This is a genomic window from Rhizobium sp. CB2179, assembly GCF_057653455.1.
The window spans coordinates 56,729-71,973 of sequence record NZ_JBYGKR010000003.1; the positions used below are offsets into that span (position 1 = coordinate 56,729).

Annotated in this window: 14 protein-coding genes and 1 pseudogene; 9 read left to right on the forward strand and 6 right to left on the reverse strand. The window is 60.7% G+C overall.

All coding sequences use genetic code 11. From position 1 onward, the window contains the following. Window positions 1–133: 133 nt before the first annotated feature. On the reverse strand, window positions 134–1,477 hold the full coding sequence (locus AC244Q_RS28540) for an adenylate/guanylate cyclase domain-containing protein (RefSeq protein ID WP_003553531.1): 1,344 nt from the start codon (window positions 1,475–1,477) through the stop codon (window positions 134–136). 475 nt (window positions 1,478–1,952) lie between these two features. Here AC244Q_RS28540 and AC244Q_RS28545 point away from each other — a divergent pair, with 475 nt between their 5' ends. After that, a complete protein-coding gene (locus tag AC244Q_RS28545) occupies window positions 1,953–3,290 on the forward strand; it encodes a nucleotide sugar dehydrogenase (RefSeq protein ID WP_017996820.1) in 1,338 nt (445 codons plus the stop codon). Window positions 3,291–3,349: 59 nt separating this feature from the next. Further along, window positions 3,350–3,640 (forward strand): annotated as a pseudogene (repC, locus tag AC244Q_RS28550) (replication initiation protein RepC); the annotation flags it as partial. 507 nt (window positions 3,641–4,147) lie between these two features. Here repC and AC244Q_RS28555 read toward each other — a convergent pair. Then, window positions 4,148–4,681 (reverse strand): DUF4142 domain-containing protein, encoded by a 534-nt coding sequence (locus AC244Q_RS28555; protein WP_003553535.1) that lies wholly within the window; start codon window positions 4,679–4,681, stop codon window positions 4,148–4,150. 113 nt (window positions 4,682–4,794) lie between these two features. Between AC244Q_RS28555 and AC244Q_RS28560 the strand changes: the two genes are divergently transcribed. From AC244Q_RS28560 to AC244Q_RS28580, 5 genes are all read left to right on the forward strand, one after another. Further along, window positions 4,795–5,040: a hypothetical protein gene (locus tag AC244Q_RS28560; protein ID WP_003553537.1), complete on the forward strand. Its 246-nt coding sequence runs from the start codon at window positions 4,795–4,797 to the stop codon at window positions 5,038–5,040. Window positions 5,041–5,084: 44 nt separating this feature from the next. Further along, window positions 5,085–5,918, forward strand: coding sequence for an NAD(+) synthase (gene nadE, locus AC244Q_RS28565; RefSeq protein WP_128407028.1), 834 nt, complete (start codon window positions 5,085–5,087; stop codon window positions 5,916–5,918). A gap of 64 nt (window positions 5,919–5,982) precedes the next feature. Continuing rightward, on the forward strand, window positions 5,983–6,561 hold the full coding sequence (locus AC244Q_RS28570) for a cysteine hydrolase family protein (RefSeq protein WP_128407027.1): 579 nt from the start codon (window positions 5,983–5,985) through the stop codon (window positions 6,559–6,561). A gap of 125 nt (window positions 6,562–6,686) precedes the next feature. Continuing rightward, entirely contained in the window at window positions 6,687–7,073 is a 387-nt protein-coding gene (locus tag AC244Q_RS28575; protein WP_245460548.1) for a VOC family protein, read from the forward strand. Between the two features lie 61 nt (window positions 7,074–7,134). After that, window positions 7,135–7,509 (forward strand): tudor domain-containing protein, encoded by a 375-nt coding sequence (locus tag AC244Q_RS28580; protein WP_003553546.1) that lies wholly within the window; start codon window positions 7,135–7,137, stop codon window positions 7,507–7,509. Window positions 7,510–7,580: 71 nt separating this feature from the next. Here AC244Q_RS28580 and AC244Q_RS28585 read toward each other — a convergent pair whose 3' ends face one another. Beyond that, window positions 7,581–8,756, reverse strand: a complete 1,176-nt coding sequence (locus AC244Q_RS28585) for a DUF3095 domain-containing protein (protein WP_128407026.1) — start codon at window positions 8,754–8,756, stop codon at window positions 7,581–7,583. 224 nt (window positions 8,757–8,980) lie between these two features. On the opposite strand from AC244Q_RS28585, the gene AC244Q_RS28590 reads away from it, so the two are divergent. Beyond that, window positions 8,981–9,460 carry a class I SAM-dependent methyltransferase gene (locus tag AC244Q_RS28590; RefSeq protein WP_128407024.1) on the forward strand — a complete coding sequence of 160 codons (480 nt, stop codon included), beginning with the start codon at window positions 8,981–8,983 and terminating at the stop codon, window positions 9,458–9,460. A 127-nt stretch (window positions 9,461–9,587) separates the two neighbouring features. On the opposite strand, the gene AC244Q_RS28595 is transcribed toward AC244Q_RS28590, so the two are convergent. Together AC244Q_RS28595 and AC244Q_RS28600 are read right to left on the reverse strand one after the other, a co-directional pair. Then, the gene (locus AC244Q_RS28595; protein WP_128407506.1) at window positions 9,588–11,378 is read right to left on the reverse strand and encodes an ABC transporter ATP-binding protein; all 1,791 of its coding nucleotides are present in this window, start codon (window positions 11,376–11,378) and stop codon (window positions 9,588–9,590) included. A 418-nt stretch (window positions 11,379–11,796) separates the two neighbouring features. Continuing rightward, entirely contained in the window at window positions 11,797–12,252 is a 456-nt protein-coding gene (locus AC244Q_RS28600; protein ID WP_128407507.1) for an Rrf2 family transcriptional regulator, read from the reverse strand. A 131-nt stretch (window positions 12,253–12,383) separates the two neighbouring features. On the opposite strand from AC244Q_RS28600, the gene AC244Q_RS28605 reads away from it, so the two are divergent. Beyond that, a complete protein-coding gene (locus AC244Q_RS28605; RefSeq protein WP_128407508.1) occupies window positions 12,384–13,289 on the forward strand; it encodes an NAD(P)/FAD-dependent oxidoreductase in 906 nt (301 codons plus the stop codon). A 302-nt stretch (window positions 13,290–13,591) separates the two neighbouring features. On the opposite strand, the gene nhaA is transcribed toward AC244Q_RS28605, so the two are convergent. Next, a complete protein-coding gene (gene nhaA / locus AC244Q_RS28610; RefSeq protein WP_128407509.1) occupies window positions 13,592–14,782 on the reverse strand; it encodes a Na+/H+ antiporter NhaA in 1,191 nt (396 codons plus the stop codon). Window positions 14,783–15,245 lie beyond the last annotated feature (463 nt).

Genomic DNA, 15,245 nt, shown 5'->3' on the forward strand with positions numbered 1-15,245 from the left:
TCTATGTTCCCGTTAAGTCACACTATCGTACCGCAAACGGGGTGTCTAGCTGATGACAATCATAGAAAAACCCCCACGTCCCGCCGAAGTTCCCAAGGCGAGGCGCGCGGATTATGACAAGGGTTCTAGGCCGTTACTGGATGAATTTCTCCATGCTGGTGCGCTCGACATGTTTCTTGGCGTCGCGATGCAGGAGAATGACCTGCTCGGCTTCCGAAAGTCCGTTCTGCACGGCCTCGCGGAAGCTCTCGTCGACGTTGATCGCCGGCGCCGGCGCGCGCGGCTGCAGCACCGTCACCTTCTGGCGGATGCCGCGCAGCTTCTCTTCGCCGAGCGTCGTCCACTCGCCGCCGCAATAGCCGGCGAAGGCTTGGCTGGCCACGACCTCGCGGCCATATTTCTTGGTCAGGATCTGCAGACGCTGGACCTCGTTGACCGCCGAGCCGAAGGCCGAGAAGGTCAGGCGGTCCTTGAGGCCGACATTGCCGAACATGACGTTGCCGACATGCAGGCCGATGCCGTAGCCGACCCTGGTCAGGCCCTTCTGCTCGCGGTCCCTGTTGAGTTCGGCGACCCGCGCCTGCGCCTGATGCACGGCCGAAAGCGCCGCCTCGCAGGCAATTTTCGATGGGTCCTTGTGGCGTCCGCAAGGATAGACGGCGAGAAAGCCGTCGCCGAGGAAACTCAGGATCTCGCCGCCATTGCGGTTGAAGGGGGCGGCGATCGCGTCGAAGAACTGGTTCAGCGTGTCGATATAGGCCTGGCGGCCTTCCTTTTCGGCATAGACGGTGGATTCGCGCATGTCGCCCATGACGAGGGCGGCGCGGATCGTCTCACCGTCGCCGCGGCGGATCTGGCCGTTCAGCACCCGCTTGCCGGCGTCGCCGCCGAGATAGGTGGTCAGCATGTTGTTGGCGAGCTTGCCGAGCACCGCCATCTTGGCGGCGACCGCCAGATGGTTCTGCATCCTGAGCAGCGCATCGATCATGTCGTCGGAAAAGCCGGTGTTGTGGTCCGTCGACCAGGAACCCATCATGCCCTGCACCGAGCCGTCGCCGAAGGGCTGCACGAAGGCGAGGTAATCGGTGATGCCGTCCTTGCGCAGGTCCTCGAAAATCGGAAATTCGTTCGGCCCATCCTGGATCAGCCGGCGGCGGATGTGCTGCAGATTGTTGTCGAGCAGGTAATAATACGGGCTCTGCAGGAAGCGGTCCGGCTTTTGCCCCGCGGGCATGCGAAAGCCCTCGATGGTGACGCCGCTGGCGCGCCGCCAGGTGAAGCTCAGCGCATCGTAGAGCGGGTGCAGCATCGAAAAGGAAAGATGCACGCGCGCGAGCGGCAGGCCCGCGGCAGTCAGCCTTTCGCAAAAACCGCGGACAATGTTTTCAAGCTCGTCTCCGGCCAGCGAAGAGTTCGTCAGCCATTCAGCGACCCGGTCCAACAGGATGGACGACACGCTGGATTCGATCGTGCTCATTCTCGGTATGATCCTCATAAGGCACGCCATCCCCAAGAGCCAAAAGTCCCCCCGGCCGGCCCATTTTCATGCGCAGGTCACAAGGAAATCAGGATGTACGAGCGGTATTATTGTGTCAACGGATCCGCCGAAAGCCCGGCGGCGGCGCCCCTCGACTCCCCATGGCGGGATCGGACGGGTAATCCTTTCCAGGTGGTTCAATATCGAAAGTCAAAATAGGGATGCTGCAAGTGCGAAACAATGGGATCTATATTTTTTTGTGCGCTGAAGTTGCAGCAAACAGCATGGCCTGAGTCATTTCCGCAACACCCGACCAAGGGCCTTGTGCTGTTAGGAGATCGGCTGACGAGGGGCAGTCATCGACGCGAACAGGACAGCAGCACCGCCAGCGCAAGAGGAAGATCCGCGCCTGGGTTTAATTTGCCTGGATCATGCATTAGATCAACCTTCTCTTCCCCGTTTGAAAGATCCCGCCTTGGCCAGCTCCTCCTTCGATACGCTTTTGCAGAAGATCGAAACTCGCACGGCTCGCGCCGGCATCATCGGGCTTGGCTATGTCGGCCTGCCGCTGGCGATGGCGGTGGCGCGCAGCGGCTTTGCTGTCACCGGCTTCGACATCGACCCGGGCAAGATGGTGGCGCTCGATGCCCGCCGCTCCTATATCGACTCGGTGACCGACGCAGCACTTTCGGCCGAGATCGATGCCGGCCGCTTCAAGGCGACGAACGATTTCGCCGGACTTGCCGAGTGCGACGTTGTCATCATCTGCGTGCCGACGCCGCTCACCAAGCATCGCGATCCCGACCTTTCCTTCGTCGAGGCGACGTCGCGCTCGATCGCCGCGCATTTGCGCCCCGGTCAGCTCGTCGTGCTGGAATCGACCACCTATCCCGGCACGACCGATGACGTGGTGAAGGTCATTCTCGAAGGCACCGGGCTGAAATCCGGCTCGGACTTCTTCGTCGGCTTCTCGCCGGAGCGCGAGGATCCCGGCAACCAGCATTATCATACCGCCACGATCCCGAAGGTCGTCGCCGGCGACGGGCCCGAGGCGCTGGCGCTGATGAAGGCATTCTATGGTGCGGCGGTATCCTCGGTCGTTCCCGTCTCTTCGAATGCGACGGCCGAGGCCGTGAAGCTCACCGAAAACATCTTCCGCTCGGTCAATATCGCTCTCGTCAACGAACTGAAGACCGTCTACGCGGCCATGGGCATCGACGTCTGGGAAGTCATCGACGCCGCCAAGACCAAGCCCTTCGGCTACATGCCGTTTTATCCCGGCCCCGGCCTTGGCGGTCATTGCATCCCGATCGATCCCTTCTACCTCACCTGGAAATCGCGCGAATACGAGCTGCCGACCCGCTTCATCGAGCTCGCCGGCGAGATCAATTCGGCAATGCCGCGTTATATCGTCGGCAAACTCGCCGAAGCACTCGACATCCGCGCCGGCAAGGCGCTGAGCCGCAGCCGGGTGCTGGTGCTCGGGCTCGCCTATAAGAAGAACGTCGCCGATATCCGCGAGAGCCCGTCGCTGCGGCTGATCGAGATCATCGAGGAGCGTGGCGGACACGCGGACTACCATGATCCCTTCGTCGCCGAGATACCGCCGACGCGCGAATACCAGGCGCTGAAAGGCCGCAAGTCGGTGACGCTGACGCCTGATACCATTGCCGGCTATGATGCGGTGCTGGTCTCGACCGATCACGACAGGGTGGATTATACGGCGCTCGCAAATAGCGCCCCGCTGATCATCGACACGCGCAACGTCTTCAACCGGCTCGGACTTTCGGCCGATCACGTCATCAAGGCATGATGGAAACGCCTTTGCTCGGAATCAATTCAAGGGCGAAAGATCCGAGCCAAACAAGCGAGCAGAGCGGAAAGGGCGAACCGGAAGTCTTTCCGTTGTCGATAGTTTTGCGGGGCCTGCCCCGAGATAACCGCATATGGGCCAGGCGGCTCGATCAGTAGCGGGCGGGACATGATGGCGGCTGCCGTCACCATCCGGCAAATGTTGGGGTCAGCCCATCGGCCTACGAGGAGGCCTGTGAAGCCCTCGGGCAAGTCGGGGCGGCGAACGCAATCGCCTGCATCCACGAACGGGCGGGCCACATCAATTCGGCTGGCAGCCACCTTCGGGATTTGACAGCGAAGGCGCGGCGAGTTTTCGCAAGAGCCGATGTGTTTACGCAGCCAAGGCATCGCAATTCAAAACGTCTCCCGTTAGCAGGCGTCTGATCATCTCGGCGCCAGCCTCTGTGCTGAGGTTCCGTTCCGCCTTCTCTGCCATCCGCGGCCGACGGCCGTCTCATTCAACGCTTCGCCACTGCCCATGGCGACCCAGCGCAATCGATCCGGGAACATTTCGGACAGGATTGCGATGGGGTGAGCCAGCACCAGCTTCCCGGTATGGCGAGGCTCCCGAACGGGACTGTTGTTTTCGCCATGACTGCGCCGAGCGGGGCCCAGTTATTCCCGGAATTCCCCTGCCTCGAGCTCCACGGCGCAAGGTGATCCGAGGTTATCACAGCCTGAAATCCGGCCCCTCCGCTGCCTGGACGCGCTCCAGGAGCTGCCTAGGAGAGAATTGCTCGTGCGAAGCGTGGTAGCCGATCAGCATAGCTTGACCAAGAAAAAGCCCCCGCCATACTAGCGGGGGCGGGTACACGATTACTTGTTCAGCTCCGTTGCCATCTGAAGATGATGCTCCAAAGCCGGCCGGGTTTTTGCCGCCCAAGCCTTCAGCTCGGCATTTTCACCCTCGTCGCCGTAACGCTTGAATAGATCGACCGCGTCCTCATGCACGTCTTCCTGGTCAGAATGATACTGCTTGGTGAAGTCATCGCCCTGAAGTTTCGCCAGATCGTCTAGCATTCCCTGATGAGAAGAGGACATGGCTGCGGGGATCGTCCCCTTCACCTTTCCGGATGTGACCATAGCCTTCAACTCGTCCGACGTCTTCTGGTGGTCGGTCAGCATCTGCTGTGCAAATGCCTTGGTCTTGTCGTCCGACCGTTCCAGGGCGAGCTTGCTGGATTCAATCTCGAACATGTCGCTGCTGGCCGCCTCGACGACGAAATCTTCGGTCTTCGGTGCGACACCCATCACGGAGTTGACGCCGGTTTTCTCGGCCGTGGACTGGGCGAAGGTAGCGGATCCGGCGGTTGCCATGAGGATAGATGCCAGAATGAGGGTTTTTTTCATGCAGGATGCTCCCGTTGTCGATCGCCCCATAAACTTTCGCGACGCAATCGAGTTCCGAGAGAAGGAACAATTTCATATCCCCATGGTTTGCAGCGCAAGCAGGGAGAGCAGTAATGGTAGCCAATGACATTTTGAACGAGGACGTTTCGGATTTCGCGACCCGGCTTGAGGCGATGACGAGCGATGAGGTTTTTGCTGCCATGAGCTCGCTGGAAAAGCATAGCGAGCATGACATCAGGGATAGGGAGGAAACCCTGTCACGGATTACGCTCGTGGAAGAAGAGATCGAGCGGCGCTTTCCTGGGCAAATGCTGACCCCTTACCGGGACTGGAAGAAAGAGCAGCCTCTGCTGTCCTGAGTTACCTCGGCAGATAACGATAAGCCAAACAGGCTACGGATCAAATGGACCAAGACCAGCTGTCAATATCTCGGACACTCGGGGTCACCGCCGATTTCGATGCGGCGCTTGAGGTTCGGCGTCGCATCGATTTCCTGGGCCGTTATCTGCGCCAGGCTTCCTGCCGAACTTTCGTTCTTGGGATAAGCGGTGGCGTCGACTCGCTTGTCGCCGGTCTACTCGCGCAAGCCGCAGTCTCGGAAGTTCGAGCGGATGGATGCGATGCGCAGTTCATTGCAGTTCGACTGCCGTATGGTATCCAGGCCGACGAGACAGACGCGCAAAAGTCGCTAGACGTCATTGGCCCGGATCGTGTCGTCACGGTCGATATACAGCCAGCAGCAGACGCCATGCTCGACGCGGTCATGGCCGAGGGAGAAGATCTGGTGGAGCCGGCTCGCAAACATTTCCATCTCGGCAACATCAAAGCACGCCAGCGAATGGTCGCGCAGTACGCGCTGGCTGGGTTAACCAGAGGATTGGTGATCGGGACTGATCAAGCGGCCGAAGCTCTCATGGGGTTCTTCACAAAGTTCGGCGATGGAGCAGCTGACATATTGCCGCTTGCCGGCCTGACCAAGCGACGGGTGAGGGCCATGGCCGAGCATATGGGCGCTCCGCGGGAACTGGTATTCAAGGTGCCGACTGCGGACCTTGAATCTGACGCGCCTCTTCGTCCCGATGAAGATGTCTATGGCGTCACCTACGACAACATTGATGATTTTCTCGAGGGGAAGGCGATCGCCGAGCCAGCAAGGAAGCGTATTCTCAAAACTTACTGGGCAAGTGCGCACAAACGCGCGCTGCCCGTGGCGCCGATCGACGAAAGAGCGGGGTGAAAAGCGTCGGCCGCCGTTGGGAACCGCAGTCTGTGATGTTGGTTCGTGTTGGAGGGAGGAGACGATGAACGACAGCCACTGGATTCACTTGTGCATCGACATGCAGCGGATGTTCGCGGAAAACACGCCCTGGCATGTGCCGTGGATGAAGGAGGTCTCGCCTCAGATCCAGGAAATTTCGCGGCGCTATCCGCAGCGCACGGTGTTCACGCGCTTCGTGCCGCCCAAGCGGGCAGAGGACATGCATGGCATGTGGCGGAGCTACTACGAGAAATGGGACACCATGACCCTCGAACGACTGGGACCAGACATGGTCGATCTCGTCCCGTCACTCAAGGCGTTGGTTCCACCCGCCCGGATCTTCGACAAGATGACCTATTCTCCGTGGACCACCGGCGAGCTTCACCGCGTCCTGGCAGGGGAAGGGGTTCAGACCCTCGCGATCTCGGGCGGGGAGACGGACGTATGTGTGCTGGCTGCAGCCCTTGGAGCTATTGACCTTGGCTATCGTGTCATCCTTCTGAAGGACGCCGTTTGTAGCGGTGCCGATGATACTCATGACGCCTCGCTCGAATTGTTGGGGGATAGGTTCTCGGTGCAGTTGGAAATCTCGTCGACGGAGGACGTTCTCCGCCAGTTATGAACTAGCGCTGGAATCTTCCGGCGCGCAGCTACCTTCTCTTGCCGGACAGCGAAGTCAGATCTCCCATCCCTACAAGGACCGTAGATTCGCGGCGCGTCGCGGACTTTTTGACACGGGAACTCACCATGTTCAGTCACATCATGATCGGCGCTCGCGACCTTGAGACAATGGTTTCATTTTTCGACGATGTCTTGGCACCACTCGATCCGCGGCGAGTCGTCGAGTTAGAAGACGTGGCAGGTGTCATCCGGCGTAAACGCGAAAGGCGTTGGCCGCGGTTCGCTCTTCGGCGCCCGATCAATGGTTTGCGGGCGACATGCTACCTTGACAACACGCACGACCCCCGTCTGTCCGGTATCGTCAACACCGGCCTTTCGACCAGCCACCACCTTAATCAAATCAAGAAGCTTTCTGGCAAGCCTATAGCTACGACGCCAACCGCAATCTTCTCCGATGGTGAGCGGACTTACTCCCTTTCTTTTGTTAAGGCAGATTTCATCACCGCGCTTTAAGCTGCTGATCTTGCCACAACCATTTCGGGGGCGGATTGGATGAGTTCGAGGGAGGACTATCTTGAAGAGTTTTGTTGCCGCGGCTATCGCAATCGGTGTCATGTGCTCCTGCGCTTCTGTCGCATCCGCGCAGACCAAAGGCGACTGGGTTCTCGGAAACTACAAGGGGGCCGGTTATTGGTTCCCTGGCGTAATCGACAGCGCCTCGGGCGGGAAGGTCACGATCCGATATGATGACGGCGATAAGGAAACTGTTTCCTTGAGCGATGTGCGTCCTTACGACTGGGTCATCGGGATGAAGGTAGAGTGCAACTACAAGGGTGCTGGCGATTGGTATGCGGGCAAGATCACCTCGCTTGGCGGCGAGAAGATCGGTATTGCCTATGATGACGGCGACAAGGAAACCACGCGGACCGGTCGCTGCCGTTCACGATAAAGTCTTTGCTTGAACCAACGCGAGATCAGCCCGTCGCCGTCAAAGCGATGGGTTTATTTTTCTTCGGGCGATCACGTTTGATGCGGCGCCGTCGCAAGCACCTTGCCGGTCATCCGGCTTGCGGCCACCGCGTAACCGCCGGCCGCGCCGTCGATGAAATGCATGTGGTCGCGCGAGATCGGCGTCGGCACGAAGCAGGTCATCAGCGCCGAGGCCTGACGATGCAGGCCGTAGCGGGCAATGCCCTTGGCGCGTGCCGCTTCCAACAGCGTCTCGATCCGTTTCAGATGTTCGGCGTCGACGTCGATCGTCATCTTCAGCCCGTCATCGAACTTGCGGAAATCGGAATTGCCGGCGACGTCGCGCTTGTAGCGGCGGGCGTCGAAGCGGCCGAGTGGAATGCCGAGCCTGTAGAACACGACCGTGATGGCGAGCTGCAGGAAGATGATGAGCTTCTGCCGCAATCGCCGACCAGCCGGCGCGGTGGCCTTGGCCTCGCGGTTGATGCCGTGCAGCGAGAAGGCAAGGTCCGGACCATCCGCCGGCACCGGGTGGCTGTCCCGGTTCTGCTCGGTGGTGATGGCGACGATGCCGTTGACGAGGTCCCGAAATTCCTGTCCCGGCCGGCCTTCGCCGGGCACCGCGATGATCGAGACGATCTCGCCGTGCCTGGCGTCGATCGGGCTCCAACGGCAGGAAAGGCCGGTCAGATCCGGGCGTGTTCCCGGGGCCGCGCGATCGATACCGTAGCGGTCGAGCTTCATCTGTCTTTCGGCCCAGCTGGTGCCGCCGCCCCAGAACATCGCATAGGTGACATGAGGGCTTACGGAGTAACGGGCGACGCGGACGTCGAGGCCCTCGGCGCGGGTGTCGGCGACCGGCACGATGGCGATGCGCAGCGTCAGGCCCAGATCCTCCTCGACCCAGACCTGCACGGCGGCAAGGGCGTCGCGCGCCGGCTTTTCCAACGATCCCGGAAGCGCAATCAGCGCGCCGTCGCCGCCGAAGACGAAGGGATAATCGCCCTTGCCGACGGAATTCAACACCGCTGAAATCACACTGGCGCCCGCCATGTTGACGTCCTTGTAACGGCCGGCGGCGATCGCCGCCGTCGAGCCGACGATGTCGGCCAGCGCCAGCACCCAACCATCCGGCAGCGGCCGGTAGTTGGCGGCGTCGGTCACGCCCTCGAATTTGTTGAAGAGCGGCACTTCGGCAAAGAAATCTTCGTCGGTCACGGTTTTCATATCGTCCAGCTTAGCACAGACCCATGTCGCCACTGCAACGCCAATTCCCATTTACGGCAATCGACGTGGCAAGGTTTCATGTGCTAGAGCATTTCGTGCTTTTTCGGACCCACGGAAACGCTCTATCTTTTTGTTTTTACGCAATTCCGGACGCAAAACCGCTCTCGCACTTTTGCTGGAGTTCCACCAGGACCGCCGACGATTTCATGACGGATATAGATTAGATGAGCCGCCTCGACAGCTTCATTCGCCGGTTGACGGCCCAGCGAGACATTTTGAACTCGATCATCGATCTGGTGGGGGAAACGCCAGGCCCGGTGCTGGAGTTAGGCCTTGGCAACGGCCGCACCTATGATCATCTGCGCGAGAACTTTCCCGGCCGGCGCATCGTCGCTTTCGACTGGGAAGTCCGTTCCTATTCGGCCTCGACACCAGCGGCAGAAGACATGGTGACCGGCAATATCCGCGAGTCCGGCCAGGCCTTCGTCGGCATCGGCGCGGCCCTTGCCCATGCCGATATCGGCACCGGCCATGACGAGATCGACGCGGTGACGCTGACCTGGCTGCCGCAACTGATGGCCGGCGTGCTTGCCCATAACGGCATCGCCGTCAGCGGGCTGCCGCTGGAGCATCCGGAGCTGGTGGGGCTGCCGCTGCCTGACGGCATCAAGGAAGGCCGTTATTTCCTTTACCGGAAGACGTAAAGGACAGCATCGGCCTGACTTGCGTGATTCCTGAAATCGCCATCGATTTAGGGCTAAAATCATGCAGCCATTCAAAGTGCTACAGCGCCGCGGCTCTCGAAAAGACGCGGCGCTCTCGCGTTTTGGTTCACGCCACCAGACCCTTGGTCAGTTCCAGCGCCTGGCGCTCGAACAGCCGGCGATAGATACCGTTATTGAGCCGGATCAGCGCCTGGTGGTCGCCTTCCTCGACAATCTTTCCCTTGTCGAAGACCAGCAGCCGGTCGAGCGCCCGCACCGTGGACAGCCGATGGGCGATCACCAGCGTCGTGCGGCCGTTCATCAGGCGTTCCATGGCCTGCTGGATCTGCACTTCGCTTTCGCTGTCGAGGCTCGACGTCGCCTCGTCGAGGATCAGCACCGGTGCGTCGGCCAGGAAGGCACGGGCAATGGCGACACGCTGCCGCTCGCCGCCCGACAGCTTGACGCCGCGTTCGCCCACCATCGTCTCATAGCCCTTGGGAAGGTCCATGATGAAGTCGTGGGCGCTCGCCTGTTTCGCCGCCTGTTCGATCTCGCGCCGCGAGGCGTTCGGCCTGGAATAGGCGATGTTTTCCGCCAGCGTACGGTGAAACAGGATGGGCTCCTGCTGCACGATGGCGATCTGGCCGCGCAGGCTTGATTGCCTGACCGCTGCGATATCCTGTCCGTCGATGCGGATTTGGCCCGAGTTGACGTCATAGAGGCGCTGGATGAGCTTGACGAAGGTCGTCTTGCCGGAACCCGAATGTCCCACCAGGCCGACGCGCTCACCCGGCTTGATGGTGACCGAAAAGTCGTCATAAAGCGGCGTGGGATGGGCGCCATACTGGAAGGTGATGCGATCGAAGACGATCTCGCCCTCGCCAATCTCGATCGGCGGGGCGTTGGGCTTGTCCTCGATGCCGAGCGGCATCTTGTCGAGCAGCACCAGTTCCTCCATGTCGTTGACGGCACGCTGCAGATTGCGGATATCCTGGCCGACATTGCGCAGATAACCTTGTAGGACGAAGAACATCGCCAGCACGAAGGTGATGTCGCCAGGCGTCGCCAGCCCCTGCCGCCACATGATCAGGCCCGTTCCCAGAATACCGGCCTGCATGGAAACCATCAGGAAACCCTGGATCGTGCCGCTCAACGTGCCGCGCTTCCACGTCCGTCGCGTGCGGCTGTCCCATCTGGCCATCACCTGGCGCAGGCGCACCTCTTCACGGCCTTCGGCGCCGAAGGCCTTGACCACCGAGTTGCAGCTGATCGCATCCGCCAGCGCGCCACCAAGCTTGGTATCCCAGGCATTGGCAAGCCGTGCCGCCGGCGACACGAAGCCCATGGAAAGCGCCACGGTCACGCCGATATAGATCAGCGAGCCCGCGGCCACGATCAGGCCCATGATCGGCCAGTAGCTGCCGAGCACGATGCTGGCGCCGACCAGCATGACGATGGAGGGCAGCAGTGCGACCAGCAGCAGGTCGTTGAGCTGGTCGAGCGCCCACATGCCGCGGGTGATCTTGCGCACTGTCGAACCGGCAAAGCTGTTGGCGTGCCAGTCGGTCGAAAACCGCTGCACCTTGTGGAAACCGTTATTCGTCACATCCGCCATGGTGCGCAGCGTCAGCCGGATGATGCCGTTGAAGATGAACCAGCGCAGTGCCACGCTGGTCAGGCCGAGCGCCACGACAACGACGAAGGCGCGCAGCGCCCGCTCAGCCGCGTTGCCGCCGGCGATGGCATCGACGATCTGGCCGGAAAACACCGGCACCATGACTTCGGCCAGGGTGCTGGCAATGACCAGCACGACAATAATGCCCACCAGTAAAGGCCGATGGCGCCAATGATGGAAAACAAAGCCGAGCACATGGCGATAGGCATCGGCGCGGAAATCGAGCTTCTTGCGAGTCATTTTAATCGCTCGGCGCCGTGTCGGCAGCCGGTCCTCAGGATAGAGAGTTGGATGGCACGGCCCAAGCGGGAGACGAAATAACCCCCTCAGATCAATCGGGCTATGAATTAAGGGAAAACCGCGTGTCGGGCGCGCTTGCGGCGGGCCGCGAGTGGAAATGACCTAGTGTCGGGACATTTCGCAAGGGAAGGTTTCGATGATTGCTGGCATGCAACGCCTCCCTATGTTTGAACTAAAGCGGTGAGCGTTTTGTACCGAAGCATTTCGCCATTGCCAAGCGGATATTTGCAACCTTACAGAAAGTGATGCGGAAACGACACAGCTTGTGCGCTTGCAAGGTGACGGTTCGGCCGGCTCGTTCGCCCAAAGCGGCATCGACAAAGACCGTTATTCCACTACCGCAGGACGTAATCCCCGCTCAGGAAGCGCAAGAATAGGATGTGGCCGGGCGCGCGGTCAGTTTTGCCTCGAAGTCGGCGGCGATCTTGTCCAGCGTGACGCTGTCCAATCGCTGCAGCAGCAGGGCCTGGGCCTCCTTCATCGCGTCGCCGAGAACGACATTCACCGCCTGTTCCACCAGGCATTCCGGCTGGTCGTCGGCCGGGCCGATGGCGAAGAGGTGTGGTTCGCCGATGGCGCGGTAGACGTCGAGCAGGGTGATCTCGGACAGCGGACGCACCAGCGTCCAGCCGCCGCCATGGCCCTTTTCGGAGCGGACGTAGCCCTTTTCGCGAAGGCCGGCCATGGTGCGGCGGACGACGACGGGATTGGTGTTCAGCATCTTGGCAATCATGTCGGAGGTCGCCGAATGCTGGTGCTTATCCATGTGGATCAGCACGTGCAGCATGCGTGAAAGGCGGCTGTCATTGCGCATGGTTTTCTTCCTGTCGATCGGGCGGCTCATTATCGCAACCCGATCGTAACAAGACAAGTAACATGATGCTTGACGGCGCCAGTTCATGTAACTTATGTTGAGTCATGAGTTCAATATCCAAGGAGAGCCCCATGCCGTTCGACGCCATCATCATCGGCGGAAACTTCGCCGGCCTTTCGGCCGCGATGCAGCTCGCCCGGGCGCGGCGGCGGGTTCTGCTCGTCGATGCCGGCGCGCCGCGCAATCGGTTTTCTGAAGCCTCGCACGGGTTCTTGGGCCAGGATGGACAAACGCCAGCGGCCATCATGCGGGAGGGCAAACGGCAGCTTTCGCTTTATCCGACGATCACCATCCGCGAGGGGAAAGTCGTCCGCGCGCGGGGCGATGGTGACGCCTTCATTGTCGGCACCGAAGACGGCGGCGAAGAACGAGCCGCGCGCATCGTGCTTGCAACCGGCGTCAGCGACACGCTGCCCGAAATCCCCGGCCTGCGGGAGCGATGGGGCCGCTCCGCGCTGCATTGCCCCTATTGCCACGGTTTTGAGGTCAGCGGCGGCAAGCTCGGCGTTCTCGCAAACCATCCGCATTCGGCCCATTCGGCCGTAATGATCCCGGACTGGGGTGCGACGACCTTTTTCACTCAAGGGCTGTTCGAGCCCGATGAAGAGCAGTTGGTGAAGTTGACTGGCCGTGGCGTCCGGATCGAGCGCAGCCCAATCGTGGAACTGTTGGGCGACGATCCGAAGCTTGAGGCCGTTCGCCTCGCCGATGGCCGCATCCTGCCGCTCGACGCCGTCTTCGTCGCGCCTAAAACCTCGATGGCGAGCCCGGTTGCCGAACAGCTTGGCTGCGCCTTCGACGACGGCCCGTTTGGGCCGGTCATTCGCACCGGTGAGAACAAGGAAACCACCATCAAGGGTGTCTTCGCCGCCGGCGATGCGGCAAGCGCCATGCACAATGCCACACTCGCCTCCGCCTCAGGCGTGCTCGCTGGCGTGCATTGCCATCAATCGCTTGTCATGCAGTCGGTCGCATAGGGCGCAAACATCACGTTAGGCGGGCCGCTGGGGCAGTTGGCCGGTCGAGAGGCCATTCGTGCCAAGCCGGCAAGTTCGGGAGAGGGCGATAAACCGCAGCAATGCCGCAATGTGCGTACGCGAAAGACATGCTGGCCCGCCTTCCGCTCGCGTGCAGTCTTTTATGCATTGACATGGCAAGCGTTCGCCTGTTCCAGCAGCGAGGAAAGCGGCGGAGAAGGTGGGATCCAAAGAGGCGCGGCGCGCAGACCCTCCGAAGAACTTGATGTCCACGAGTGCCGTCGCCGCGAACTCGTGGATGACTACGACCGGCTGCTTTTCCGCCGGCTCGCCATCAGAACCGCGGATCCGGCCACGCCAGAGATCGCCGAACCGAGCAGAATGCCGATCTTGACCTTGTCCTGTACGGCTGGGTCATCGAAAGCGAGAAGACCGATAAAGAGACTCATTGTGAAGCCGATGCCGCAAAGAAGCGCGACACCGGTCATCTGCGTCCAGTTCGCCATTGCCGGAAGCTGCGCAAAACGTAGCTTCACCAGGAGACCAACGACGGAGAGAACCCCAAGCAACTTGCCAGCAAACAGTCCGGCGGCGACGCCAATTGTATGAGGGTCTCCCAAACTCGAGATGGACGTGCCGCGAAGGGAAACGCCGGCGTTGGCCAAGCCAAAGAGTGGGACGATGATGAATGCCACTGGTCGATGAAGCAGGTGTTCGAGCCGGTGCAGCGGAGATTCTTCGTCGCTAGCCTCCGGAGCGCCGGGAGAAAGCTTAATCGGTATCGTCAAGGCCAACAGCACGCCCGCAAGCGTGGCGTGGATCCCGGAGGTGAACATCAACACCCACAAGGCGACGCCAAGGCCGAGATAAAGCGTCAGCGTCTTCACGCCGGCTCGGTTCATGAAAAACAGCAGGGCAAGAACCGCGGCGGCTCCGGCAAGGGCCAGGAGGTTGACACCGTTTGTATAGAAGAGTGCGATGACCAGGACGGCGCCGAGGTCGTCGATAATGGCAAGCGCCGCCAGAAAGATTTTCAGGGACGCCGGAACCCGGTTGCCAAAGAGCGACAGCACTCCGAGCGCGAAGGCAATGTCGGTGGCCGTCGGTATCGCCCAACCGCGGAGGCTTGCTGGCGTCCCGGCATTGAAAGCCAGATAGACGAGGGCTGGGGCGAGCATTCCTCCGGCCGCGGCGGCACCGGGAAGAATTCGCCTGCTCCAGGTCGAGAGCTGGCCATCGAGCATTTCGCGCTTGATCTCCAGACCGACGAGCAGGAAGAACACGGCCATCAGGGCGTCATTGATCCAGTGCTGCAAGCTCAGTGGCCCGAGGTAAAGATGGAGGGCATGAAAATAGGCTTCCGCCAGCGACGAGTTCGCCACCGCAAGGGCCATGGCCGCGGCTGCCATCAAGACGACGCCGCCGGAGGCCTCGTTGTCAAGATATCCGCGGAGAGTGGATTGAATGCGACCGGTCGTGATCGGCAAGGACATGGTTTCGCGCTCCCTTCTGGAAGGTTGATCTTCGTCTCCGTCGATTTCGGGGAAGCCCGCGGCGCACGCAGCACACGCCATCCGGAAAGGGATACCTAAAAGCAGCAGGGATTTCCAGGGGGCCCCCCGACATCGTTCCCGTGTCGTAACGTTCGACGATGATGGACATCCAGTGTCGATCAGCGCTTGTCATAATAGGCGATGGAGCTTGGGATGCCGCGTCTATCACTGCCTTATATCGTCAGTTCTTCCGAGATGATCGGCAGAAAAAAACCCGCTCCAGCGGGGGAACCACGGAGCGAGCCAGGTGCCCTTGGCGTTCAAACGCCTCAGGAGAGCATCCTCAGATTACACCCACGGTCATGCGAAGTAAAATTATCGGCGGCTCTGATAGGTTCGATAGCCCGCTCGAGAGATGAACCATGGTTCGCCGCGATCTTCATTGGATCCGCCGACGAAAACG